The 13,251-nt window shown below is 41.4% G+C and carries 4 protein-coding genes; 2 read left to right on the top strand and 2 right to left on the bottom strand.

Annotated features, from left to right (window positions below):
- Positions 1-120: 120 nt before the first annotated feature.
- Complete coding sequence (locus QV04_RS05645) at positions 121-843, bottom strand: TerC family protein (protein ID WP_039090150.1); 723 nt, start codon at positions 841-843, stop codon at positions 121-123.
- A 74-nt stretch (positions 844-917) separates the two neighbouring features.
- Positions 918-1,604 carry a DNA mismatch repair endonuclease MutH gene (gene mutH / locus QV04_RS05640; protein ID WP_021460796.1) on the bottom strand — a complete coding sequence of 229 codons (687 nt, stop codon included), beginning with the start codon at positions 1,602-1,604 and terminating at the stop codon, positions 918-920.
- Positions 1,605-2,223: 619 nt separating this feature from the next.
- On the opposite strand from mutH, the gene QV04_RS05635 reads away from it, so the two are divergent.
- Both QV04_RS05635 and QV04_RS05630 read left to right on the top strand, forming a co-directional pair.
- Positions 2,224-4,023 (top strand): ShlB/FhaC/HecB family hemolysin secretion/activation protein, encoded by a 1,800-nt coding sequence (locus tag QV04_RS05635; protein ID WP_065233287.1) that lies wholly within the window; start codon positions 2,224-2,226, stop codon positions 4,021-4,023.
- A gap of 22 nt (positions 4,024-4,045) precedes the next feature.
- A complete protein-coding gene (locus tag QV04_RS05630; protein ID WP_065233286.1) occupies positions 4,046-12,883 on the top strand; it encodes a hemagglutinin repeat-containing protein in 8,838 nt (2,945 codons plus the stop codon).
- Positions 12,884-13,251 lie beyond the last annotated feature (368 nt).

Raw genomic sequence — 13,251 nt, 5'->3', positions numbered from 1 at the left:
TTACTCTGCCATATAGCAACATAAAGCATTTTTCTAACACGCTTTATCACCAGAACAATTTAAATAAGCTTAAAATTTTCAGCTATCCCCCAAATTATCGAGAGGATAGCCAAAACTCACTTACCCCTTTTGGCTCAAATGTTTGCGCATTCTTAGGTTGATCATCTCAACACAAACCGAGAAGCCCATAGCGAAATAAATATAACCTTTCGGAATATGGAACGACAAACCTTCGCCAATTAAAGACACACCTATCAAAATTAAGAACGACAATGCCAAAATTTTTAATGTCGGATGTTCTTCTACAAAATCTCCTATCGGTTTTGCCGCAATCATCATCACACCAACCGCCAAAATAATCGCTAAAATCATCACTTCAACATCATTAGCCATTCCCACCGCAGTAATCACTGAATCGAGTGAAAACACAATATCAAGCAATGCAATCTGGATTAAAACACCAATAAAATTCACTGTTTTCACTGGTTTTTCTTCTGTACTGGCACTCTCTTCCATATTATGATGAATTTCCAAAGTACTTTTTACCAATAGGAACAAACCACCAATCAATAAAATCAAATCTCGTCCAGAAATTGCATACCCCATCACGGAAAAAAGCGGTTCGGTTAAACGCATAATCCACGCTAATGAAAGCAATAACAAAATACGTGTTCCCATCGCCAAACCTAACCCTAAAACTCGTCCGGATTGGCGCTGATGTACAGGCAAACGCCCCACCAAAATACTAATAAAAATAATGTTATCAATACCCAATACAATTTCTAACGCCGTTAAGGTAAAAAGAGCAACCCACGCTTCCGGGCTACTGATCCACTCCAACATAAATGCTCCAAATTAAAAGTTAATCAAATTCTCGCCACCTATTTCACTACGACAAGAGGGCAATACTATAAAAGTTAACGATGTGAAAGGGAATAGCCTCTATTTTGAAAATTACGCAAAATATTGGCAGTAAAATTTTTTCGCAAATAAAAACCTAATGGCAACGCATCAATAATCTGTCCCTGTTGTCCGATAGCTTTAGTAATCGCTCGATTATTATTACCTTTCGGACGCAACTGCATTACCTCCCCTATACGCGCATTGATTTTCTTTACATCTCCTAACACAATTAAATCCATTAACTCCTCCCAATCCTGTTTTAACTGCTCCTCTTCTTCTGCACTCGGCTGCCATAAAATCGGCTGTCCAACACGACGCTGAGCCAATGGAATCCCTCGTTCACCCTCAACTGGGATCCACAACACTTTTGACAATTTATAACGCACGTGCGAACACTCCCACACAATGCCATTATTATCTATCAACGGTGCCAAACTTACGAAAGTCGTTTCTAACGGCTCCCCAAAACGATTAATCGGCACAGTCTTCAATTCAATACCGAGATGGGCAAAATCCTGTTCCGGCTTACTGCCAGCAGATGCACCCAAAGCACACTCTATTAAATTACCTACCCAACCTTTATCTCGTTTTAAATCTTGTGGTACGACAATATGTAATTGCTCGGCAATATCAACAAATGTTCTGCCAGCAAGCTGATAAGCTCGTTGCATTAATTGTGATTCCGTAAGTGGGGCGTTCAAGATGACTCCTTAATATTTGATTAAAAAATAAACTCGAGTTTTCCAATTTACTATTTTTTAGGCAATTATTTTTAAGCTAATGATTTATCAGTAAATTTATTTTTCACACTGTTTAAAAAAACAACGCTAATTTAATTATACGCATAATTCCTGCCATTCAATCACAATTTTATCCACAGTTTCTCTGAATAACTCACAATATGGATAAAAAAACAGTATTGATTTTTTTAAATTTAACAGCTTTTTAAAACTTTTATGACCCAAAGATTAATCTTTTGGAAATAGCAATGTGTGATTTTATAAAAAATTAGACAAAATCTCAAAAACTGTCATAGTTAAAATTTTATTTAAAATCAATTAGAAAAAATATACATCCACCACATTTCACAAATTTATCTAAATTTTTCCACAAAGTTATCCACAGAAGTAAGATTTATAACCACTAAATGGAAAGTTATACCCAAGTAAGTGAACAAAATTTCTATTGTTATACAATTTAATGCAAACAGTGCTGATAATTTTTTATGCCAATTTAAAAATTTTTCTTGCTTTTTATTACAACGCCTTATAATTTTTAGAAATTGTTATATTTGTTAATCATTTTGGAAAGGGTGGTGTAATGTTACGAAAGTTTTATTATTGCTTTTTCTTATATAGCTTACCGCTAATGGCTTATGCTGTGGCGTCCGCAGCGACAACGCAACAACCCTTTCCTCAAAACACACTGGAACAGCGGAAAATAGATGCGCAACAGCAACAACGCCAACAACAGCAGCAAAGCAATCGCCAAGCCGACTTTACTCACCATCGTGAAGTAAATGTTGAAACCGCCACCGGCTCAGCACAGCCTTTCCCCGAAGAATCTCCCTGTTTTCCTATCTCCAACATCTATTTTACGACCTTTTCACCACAACAACGTGCCATTGATCAACTCACTGCAGCAGATCTAAACACCGAATTTGATTGGGCATTATGGACAATTTACCGCGCTAAAGATTTGACTTTACCACACTGTTTTGGTGCACAAGGGATTAATGAACTGATTAAACGCTTACAAAATGCCATCATTGCGAAAGGTTATGTCACCACGCGTGTCTTGGCGCAACCGCAGGATTTGCGGCAAGGACGTTTGGTGTTGACGGTGATCCCCGGCAAACTCCGACAGATTGTCGTGCGCGATCACAGTGAAATCGCGAAAGTGCATAAAGGCACCGTCTGGTTTGCCTTGCCGCTGACACAAGGTGATTTGTTGAATATTCGTGACATTGAACAAGGTTTAGAAAACTTAAAACGCCCACCGCACGTTGAAGCGAATATGCAGATTGTGCCGGCTGATGGGGCGCAATCCTTGCCGGGTGAAAGTGATTTGTTGATCGATTTTAAACAAGCCTTTCCCTATCGTTTAGCATTATCTTTGGATGATAGTGGCAGCAAAGCTACCGGTCGATTGCAAGCAGGTGCTACGGTGTCAATTGAAAACTTGCTATCCCTGAATGATATTTTTTATGGCGCATTCACACACAGCATCTCACGTGACAGTGATGACCCGGGGCGACACGGCAGTCACAGCCTCAGCCTTTATTATGCCATTCCTTACAAAACGTGGTTACTCAGCTTTTCATCAACACAAAACCGTTACTACCAAACCGTTTTTGGCGCTTTTACTAATTATGAATATGCCGGTCGCAGTGAAAGCACACAAATTGGACTGTCACGACTTTTATATCGTGACAGCACTCGAAAAACCACGTTTGAAGCCAGCCTTTGGCATCGTGAAAGTGCCAATTTTATTGATAATGCGGAAATTGAGATTCAACGCCGCCGAATGGCAGGCTGGCAATTGGGTTTATCTCATCGTGAGTATGTAGGCAGCGCAACTTTAGACCTTCATTTCCATTATAAACAAGGCACCGGTGCTTACCACTCACGTCCGGCACCGGAAGAACAATTTGGCGAAGGCACTTCCCGACCGACTATTCTGAGTGCTTCACTGGGTTTTCAGCAACCTTTTACCTTAGGTAATCAACCTTTCCAATTCAACAGTTATTGGCAGGCGCAATGGAATAAAACGCCATTGATTTTACAAGATATGTTCAGCTTAGGTGGGCGTTATACCGTACGAGGTTTTGACGGCGAATTAACCTTGTTAGGCGAACGCGGCTGGCTATGGCGAAATGAGTTGGGTTGGAATATCGCTAATAAAGGACACGAACTTTATCTGGCATTAGACGGCGGTCACGTCAGCGGCAACTATACCAAAGAATTGCTTGGCAAAAATTTGGTAGGTGGCGCTATCGGTTTACGTGGCACATTATGGGGCTTGAATTATGATTATTTTATTGGAGTGCCGTTACACAAACCACAAGGTTTTCAAACCTCGCACGTGACCACCGGTTTCAACTTAAATTATTCATTCTAAACGCAGCGTTGGGGAGGCAATGATGAACAAACATCTTTACCGCATTATTTTCAGCAAAACGCAGCAACGTTTGGTCGTCGTTTCTGATATCGCAACCGGTGAAGGCAAAGCCAAAAGTGAGGGGCAACAGGGTTTCACTTTGCTGAATAAACGTCCTCACTGGCGATTAAAACCGATAGCCCTCAGTTTATTGAGTTTATGTGGTTACCTCTTTCTTTCTGTAGCGCAAGCAAATGAATTACAAATCCGCGCAGACAATACGGCACCAAAAAACCAACAACCGATAGTATTACAAACCGCCAACGGCTTGCCGCAAGTTAATATTCAAACGCCAAACGATAAAGGGTTATCGCATAATAAATACCAACAATTTGATGTGGCACAAAAAGGGGCGATTCTCAATAACAGCCGTAAAAATACGCAAACAGAACAAGGCGGCTGGGTACAGGCGAACCCTTACTTGGTGGGTGGTGAAGCGAAAGTCATTTTAAATGAAATTAATGCCAAAAAGCCAAGCCAATTAAAAGGCTATATTGAAGTAGCAGGCAAAAAAGCGGATGTAATTATTGCCAACCCAAGTGGGATTCATTGCGAAGGCTGCGGCATTATTAATGCCGGACGCAGCACGTTAACCACTGGCGAGGTGCAACTTGAAAATGGGCAAGTGAGAGGCTATCGCGTGGAAAAAGGCACGGTCAGCGTTGCCGGTCGAGGCTTAGACAGCAGCCGTCAAGATTACACCGACATTATTGCTAAAGAGGTCAAGATAAATGCCGGTATTTGGGCAAATGAACTCAAAGTGACTACCGGACAAAATCAAGTCTCTGCCAACAATGACAGCATCCAAGTGATCCGTGCCGGCGATGCCTCTCAAACGCAAGGTTATGCGGTCGATGTTGCCGAATTGGGCGGAATGTACGCCAACAACATTCATCTTATCGGCACGGAACACGGCTTAGGCGTGCGCAATGCCGGGCATATTGGTGCGGCTGCAGGTGAGGTGAAAATCAGCAGCGAAGGACAACTTGTCAACACAGGCTATATTGGCGCAAAACAAGACATTCGCCTACAAAGCCGCCAACAAACAGAAAACCAAGCAAACGGCATCCTTTACAGCCAACAAGGCGATCTCAGCGTTACCAGTCATCAAGCAGGGATCACACAACAAGGCAGTTTCATTGCCAAAGGCAAAGCGCAAGGAAAAGGCAATATTACCCTGAAAGCCAAGGAAACGATTAGTCAATCCGGTGAAAGTTTGGCAGAGGGGGATATCCGCTATCGAGCGAAGGATATTGAAACGCATCCTACAGCAAAATTCATCGCCGGAGGCGCCTTTACACATACAGCACAAGGTGAGCAAGTTACTATTCCTTCTTATCACGCTTCGGGGAATACCTTGAAATTTACAGCAGAAGAAACTATTTCCTCTCACGGGAAACACCTTGCCTCTACGCAAATTACCGCTCAAGCGAAACAACTTGACTTCTCGCAAAGCGGACTATTGGCATATCAAGCAGATTTAACCGCAACCCAAAACCATTTAGTCTTAGATCAAGGTCATTTTGAATTAAAGAATACGCTTCATTTAGCTACCCCAACCCATCTTTCCAGTCAGCAAGCGAATTTACAAGCGAACCATATTTTTGCCACTGCCTCTTCACTTGATAACCAACGAGGTACTTGGATTAACCGCGATCAACAACTATTCAGCCTTCACTTACCAAAAGGACTTAATAATGAACAAGGGCAAATGGTGACGCAAGGCAGTTTCAACATCTTCGCTAAAGGGATTAATAATCAGCAAGGTCTGTTTTTTGCTAAAGGAAATTTAACACTAGATAGTCAGCACATTTTGCTCAATAATCAACGAGGTGTGATCAATACTGAGGGGCAACTTGATCTCCAGAGTGGTGAACTTATTAACGATTCAGGGTTGATTCAAAGTGTTGCTGCAATGAATATTAATACCCATCAACAACAGTTAAACAATCAAGCAACGAAGCAATCCTCACGTCAGCTAGGGATCATTTCGTTTGATAAATTAACTGTAAAAACAGGTGAGTTACTCAATCAAAATGGCTTTATTGCAAGTCATCAAGCCCAAAAAATAAATGCCTCTCACATCATAAATTCGAAAGGGGTAATTCAAAGTGATCATACACAGCATTTAATGAGTCAAGGGGCATTCGACAATACACAAGGTGAAATCGTAGCAAGCAACGATTTATTTCTTGATACAGGCGATCTGAATAACGATAACGGTTTGATTGCGACAGAAAAAGGGCGAATGACATTACAGGGACACGGGCAATTTACCAACTGGCAAGGCAATCTTCTTAGCCAAGGTGATGCCACAATTACTGTATTTGGTCTTGATAATGCACAACAAGGGTTAATAAGTAGTTCAGCAAACCTGACCATTGACACCCATCAGGCGTTATTACGCAATGAACAAGGTGTTTTATTTGCCCAACAACGTCTACTTCTCAATAGCGGTGAGCTTAATAATCAGCAAGGTTTGATTCAGGGACAACGTGGCATTATCATTAATACACATCACCACTCGTTGAATAATAAACAAACCCAACATCAAGGGATAACCAGTCAAGGCGACATTTCCTTACACGCCATCACTTCATTAACCAATCAGCAAGGTAATATCAGTGCCAACGGCAATTTGGATATACAAAGTGAACAGGTTGATAACCAACAAGGCAATGTATCAAGCCAACAACTATCGTTAACCGGCGAAACATTAGATAACCGTCAAGGAACGATTCAAACACAACAAAACGCGCACATTACGGCACATCGTGACATTAACAACCAAACTGTCACTGCGCAAGGTTCCGTTATCCAAAGCGGTGCGGCACTCACCTTAATCACAAATCATCTAAATAACCAAGGCACTAAAGCAACGACAACGACACCAACACAAGGCTTATTAGCTCATCAGCTTGCCCTGAACAGTGATCAACTTGATAATCAGCAAGGTGGCATTTATACCACCGCCCTACTTAATGCCAATGTGACACAAGATATCCAGAATCAACAAGGTGAAATCCTCTCTTTAGGTGACGTGAGCCTTCAAGGAGATTCACTCACATTACATAATCAACACGGTATCATTGAAAGCGGGCAAAATCTAAGGTTGGTTCTGCAACAGTTTAATAATGAAGGTAATATTAAAAGTCATCAGGATGCCTTGATTGAGCTACAAAAAGATTTAATCCTTACCCAACCTTTTACTGTCGCTGGCCATTTAGCGATAAAAACAATGGGCGATTTTATTAATCAGACTCAATTAATCACGGGAAAAGGTTTACAGATCACAGCAAAACAGATTGAGAATCCAACAAACAGCGAGTTTACCTCGCCCAATACCCAACTGACTGCAAATTCATTGACCAATCGGGGATTAATTGATGGTACACAAAATGCAATTTATGTGAATACTTTAAATAATCTCGGCACTGGGCGAATTTATGGCGATGTATTAGCGATTCAATCTCATGTATTAAATAATCAACCGGAAAATGACGATAATATTGCCGCCACCATTGCCGCACGACAACAACTTGATCTCGGTGTGGGAACCCTAACAAATCGTGATCATGCGTTGATTTTAAGTTTAGGTAATTTAGCCATTGGTGGAAAATTAGATAAACATCAGCAAGCTACCGGACAAGCTGATTTTGTCGATAATGGCAGTGCCACTATTGAAGCGCAAGGCAATGGAAAAATAGATACTAAACGGTTGTGGAATCACGATTTGCATTTAATTACCGGCGAAGATCATCAAGATCAACGTATCAGCGAATATGCAGTACACAACAAAGGGAAACGCTATTCCAGCCTTGAAGGGTGGTTTAATCGCAATAATAATAATCGGCACGACAAAAACTCTTATTTTAATTTTAATGATGGTCGAGCACGAGTCGGCAATCCAACTTGGGTACAATGGCATTTTAATCGCCATACTGTCACAACGACATTGGAACATCGTGACCCGGCTAAATTGCTGATTGCAGGCGATTTACGTTTAAATGGTGAAGATCTAGTGAACGATGTTTCACAAATTTTGGTGGGTAATCGTATCCGTATGGGTGGGCGAGTATTTAATCAAAATGAAAAAAATCGCAATTTAAAAGGCAATGATGTCCGCTTAGAGAATAAAGATCTGATTGGGGAAATTCACCGCCATGATGAAGGCACTTGGTATACGATGGTAACAAAACGTAAACGTCGTGGTATTCACAAAAAAGTCTGGGCTAAATACGGTGATGATGATAAACCGTTTAGTCGTGATTTACCGGTGGAATATTTTAAATTTCACCTAGTAGAAAACACCATCGGTCAAGCGCAAGCCGTAGCAAGCCAAGCCTCTCAAGTCACTATTGATAAACAGCATCAAGCTTCCACGCTTGCGGAGCAATCATTAAAGGTCGCACCTGTTTCTGCTATTGAGCCACATCAAATATCAACACCGGTGTTACCAAAAATCATCAGTGTTGAAATGAGTCAAGCGGTTGGTCAAGTACGAACTTATCAACCCGACATTCGTTTACCGGAAGTCAGCCTCTATCGTATTAATCCAAAGACGGATAGCCATATCTTAGTTGAAACAGATCCACGCTTTGCCAATAAACGCAAATGGTTAAGCTCCGATTATATGTTTGATGCCTTACGCGCCGAACCACAAACGATGCTTAAACGTTTAGGAGATGGTTATTATGAACAGCGTTTAATTAACGAGCAGATTAACCAACTGACCGGGCAACGCTTCTTAGGCAATTACACTTCGGATTATGAACAATACAAGGCATTAATGGATGCCGGTATTCGTTATGCGAAACAACATCAATTAATGCCGGGAATAACACTTAGTGCGGCTCAAATGAAAGAGCTTACTGAAGATATGGTCTGGCTTGCGCCACAAACCGTCACCTTAAAGGACGGTACTCAAGTTCAAGTGCTTGTGCCACAAGTTTATCTCGTCAAACGTGATGTCGATATTCAACCAACAGGTGCTGTTATTTCAGCAAGGGAAATTGAAATCAATAATGAAGGTGATGTGAAAAATAGTGGCGTCATTGCCGGTCGGGATTTAACCCACATCACAGCACAAAACTTAACAAATAGCGGTGCTATCAGTGCGAAACAACTCAATTTCAATTTAGCAAACCGCTTCTATCAACAAGGCGGTCAACTCTCTGCGGATAATTTGCAAGCTAATGCCGGCTTGATTCAATTTGAAAGCCTGATGAGCGAAGCAAACGCCAATGGCTACGCTGCTTACCGCCAATTAGACCAACAAGCGTTAGTGAAAGTAAAACAGGCTTTACTGTTACGAAGTCAAGGTGATATCGAATTCAACGCGGTTGGGGTGAAAGCAGGCAATGCCTTATTATACGCGGCGGGCAATATCAATATCGGCACCGTTACTGAAAGTGAACGAGCAAATTATGTATCGAATGCCGAAAACTATTGGAAATTCGAACAGAAACGAGAAATCGGCTCGACCTTTGATATTGAAGAAAATGCCGTCTTCAGCGGCAAACAAGGCGTCACTTTACGCGCCGCACAAATAAGCAGCGGCGGTGATTTGCTTGTTCACAGTGAACAGGGTGATATTCAAATACAAACAGGACGCCACCAAGAAACACTCGCTTTTGCAACCAAATACAAAGATAAAAGTCTGCTCAGCACCACCACAACCACAATAAAACACGATCATCGTTATGATTTAGCGCAAGGTTCGAACATTGATGGCAAAAATGTGAGCTTTAACACGAATAATGGCGATCTGACCATTCAGGGCGCTTCCGTTGTTGCGGAAAATGAACTTATTGCTAAAGCTAATAACATTACCATTAAAGAGGCTGAGAACCGTATTTATTCAGAAGATTTTTACAGTGAGCAAAAGTCGGGATTAATGAGTTCAGGCGGTATTGGCTTTAGCATCGGTAGCAAAAAAGAGACCACCGAAAACGACCAAACGAAATATTATGCCAGCGGCAGCCAAGTGGGCAGCCTAAAAGGGAACACGACTCTACTCGCCCAAGATCATTATCGCCAACAAGGCAGTACTGTCTCTTCCCTTGAGGGTGATGTGAATATTGGTTCGAAAAAAGTCGATGTGCTTGCAGCAGACGATAAATACGAAACCCATTACAAACACATTATGGAACAAAAAGGCTTCACCATTGCGGTGAATAGCCCTGTGGTGCAAGCTGTTCAAGGGGCAATGGCGGTAGCAGAACAAGCCAAACAAGTAGGTGAAAGCAAAAATAGCCGAATCAATGCGATGGCAGCAGCGAATACTGCTTGGGCGACGATGCGAGCGGCGGAAAGTGTCGGCAGTGCCTTGTCTTCAGCACAGGCGTTAGCAAATGGCGATATAAAAAATGCCAATGTGAGTGTTTCCCTCACCTATGGCGAGCAAAAGAACGTGCAAACGCAGCATATCCAAGGCAACACCGCCACAAACAGTGCGATTAATGCCGGCGGAAATGTGACCATTACCGCCACCGGCGCAGATAACGCATCAGATATTAATATTGTCGGCTCAGATGTCTCCGGCAAACAAGGCACTCGCTTCCTCGCTGATGATGAAATTAATTTCTTGGCAGCCAAACAAACCCACCAAGAACGCAGCAATAATAAATCAAGCGGTTGGAATGCCGGGGTATCGGCGAGTTACGGTTCAGACGGCTTTGCCTTTGGCGTGACCGCGGGTGGCAATGATGGCAAAGGTTACGGCAATGGCGATGAAACCACGTGGCGCACCAGCCATATTGGTGATAAAGCCAGCGATACCGTAATGGTAAGCGGTGGCAACACTACCGTCAAAGGGGCGCAAGTACTCGGTAAAAGCATTATTAGTGACGTTGAAAATCTCACGATAGCAAGCGTGCCGGACACAATGAGTTATACCGGCAAACAGAAGAATATCAGTGGGCAAGCGACAGTGGGTTATGGTGCTTCTGTTTCAGCTAGTTTCAACCAATCAAAAATAAATGCCGACTATGCCAGCGTGCAAGAACAGTCCGGACTGTTTGCCAGTGATGAGGGCTATCAAGTCAATGTGCGTCAGCATACGGATTTAACCGGTGGCTTAATCACCTCCACTGCTCAAGCGGAAGCAGACGGAAAAAACAGCTTCAGCACAGGGACGCTTTCGCATTCTGATATTGAAAACTACACCAATTATAAAGGTAGTGCGTTTGGTGTAAGTGGTTCTGTGGCAATGAATTTCGACACACCGCTTGGTAAATATGGACAAGCACAAAGCAATAAACAAGCCGTTAATGAACAAGGCGAGAAGCTCTATATTAACAGCCAAGGCAACCCAACCACAGCAAGCCGAGATAGTGCAGGCAATGCAAATAAACCAAAATTAGCAGAAGGACTGGACTCGTTAACCGGCGATGTTTCATTTGGTTTTGGCTATGACAAAGAAAGCCAAGCTAGCATAACAAAAAGTGGAATTAATACCACAACTCTTCATATTCGAGATGAACAAGCTCAACTTGCAAAAACGGGAAAATCGGTTGAGGAGACGCTGAAGGGTATCAAAACGGAAATTACAGCAGAGTTTGCTGAACGGTATTCAGGTAAGTTGAGACAAAATTTTGATAAAGAAAAGGTTCAAAATGAATTGGATTTACAGCGCGATGTGACTCAAAAATTTGATCAAAATCGTCAAGAGATAAAAGAGCGGTTATACTCTATTGGGGATAAACAACGAGAAGAGGCGACTCAAATTCGCAAAACAAATGGTGGCTATGATACTGAGCATTCTATTCAATTAGATCGTGAGGCTACAGAGTTAGATGAAACAGTAAGGTGGTTGGATATGGGATTAGGTATTTTACAAGGCAGTGCTGGTGATACAAAAACAATGTTGGGAATAGTTGCCGGCACACAAGCAGATCGTGCTGTTCGATCGGCAACCGCCCCGAAAGAGATGTGGTATCAAAAATGTTCATCAAGTAATGGCGCTTGTAGTGATAAAGCAAATCGGAGACAAATTTGGTCGCTCAATGATTTGACAGCTGAGGAGCAAGCTAACCTAAGAACAAATGAAAACCTTTTAACCATTTCAAATCCGGGTATTTTTAATGATAGAAACGACTCATTAAAGAATGCGCAAAAACAAAATACATCAGAAACCAACCAAAAAGGTATCGTAGTTGTGATGAATCGCCCTACAGGGCGATATGATGGTGGCTGGATTGTGACCTCTTTAGTATCGGAATTAATGTACGCAGCATATGACAAAGTAAATGATAAATATCTAAAGGCAGCGTTACCGCTAAACAATTCCCAAAAATTAAATCAAGACTTGTACAGACAGGCAGAACAAGCCGGTTACCAAATAGACACAAGTAATCATAGTCGTGGTGGATTAACGGCAAGCATTGCGCTACAAGATATGAATATTTGGAAAGGAGAAACCAATATTCCAATCCGAAAATCACGTTTTTATGGCACAGCGACTAATGTAGAAGCCTATTCCAATCAATTGCAACGTAATGGATATAGCTATACAGCCAAAGATGGCAAAACTTATCAAAGTGGCGCTTATTCAGCGGTACACCAAGCCGATCCGGTTGGTAATAAATGGGGATTAGGTTTATTAGGAAGCAATGAGGTTACAGGTGGAAATTGTTGGATCTGTTATTCGCATAGTAGTTATTTTGCGGAAGTGCCTGATCCAACTTCAAGTACGGAATTATATCAAGATTTTAAACGTATTTGGGGAGCGTTTGATGGAATAAATAATAGAAGCCAACCTAAGTTAGTATTACCAACAAAAATAAAAGATGGAGACTTATATGAGGAAAATGCTTATTAATGTTATTTTATCTTTCTTATTAACCGGATGTTATCCTTGCCGCTTCCTTGATTGGAACTGCAATAATCATGATTCGAAATGGCATAGAGATTCTCGAAAATGTATTAATGAGCAAGTAAGTATAGCAAAGAAAATCTTAGAATATAAATTTGATAGAAAGCTGCATATTTATATAATAAATCAATGTATTGACAATTCTGATTATAAATTTAAAAATAATGATAAATATTTGAATCATTAGCATGAAAATATTATGTTAATCATAGTTATTTTTATAAAACAGATTTTTTGAGAAATAAATTGCCACTAGGTTTATTATGAAGCAATGAGGTTACGGGTGGAAATTGTTGGATCTGTTATTCGCATAG

It is taken from the genome of Gallibacterium genomosp. 1, assembly GCF_001678575.1.
Classification (GTDB): Bacteria; Pseudomonadota; Gammaproteobacteria; order Enterobacterales; family Pasteurellaceae; genus Gallibacterium.
The sequence above is the reverse complement of the archived record's forward strand: the minus strand, read 5'-3'. Positions and strand labels throughout refer to the sequence as shown.

Excerpts from the sequence above, each read along its gene's own strand:
- QV04_RS05645 (WP_039090150.1), bottom strand. The coding sequence starts at position 843 with ATGTTGGAGTGGATCAGTAGCCCGGAAGCGTGGGTTGCTCTTTTTACC.
- QV04_RS05635 (WP_065233287.1), top strand. The coding sequence starts at position 2,224 with ATGTTACGAAAGTTTTATTATTGCTTTTTCTTATATAGCTTACCGCTA.
- QV04_RS05630 (WP_065233286.1), top strand. The coding sequence starts at position 4,046 with ATGAACAAACATCTTTACCGCATTATTTTCAGCAAAACGCAGCAACGT.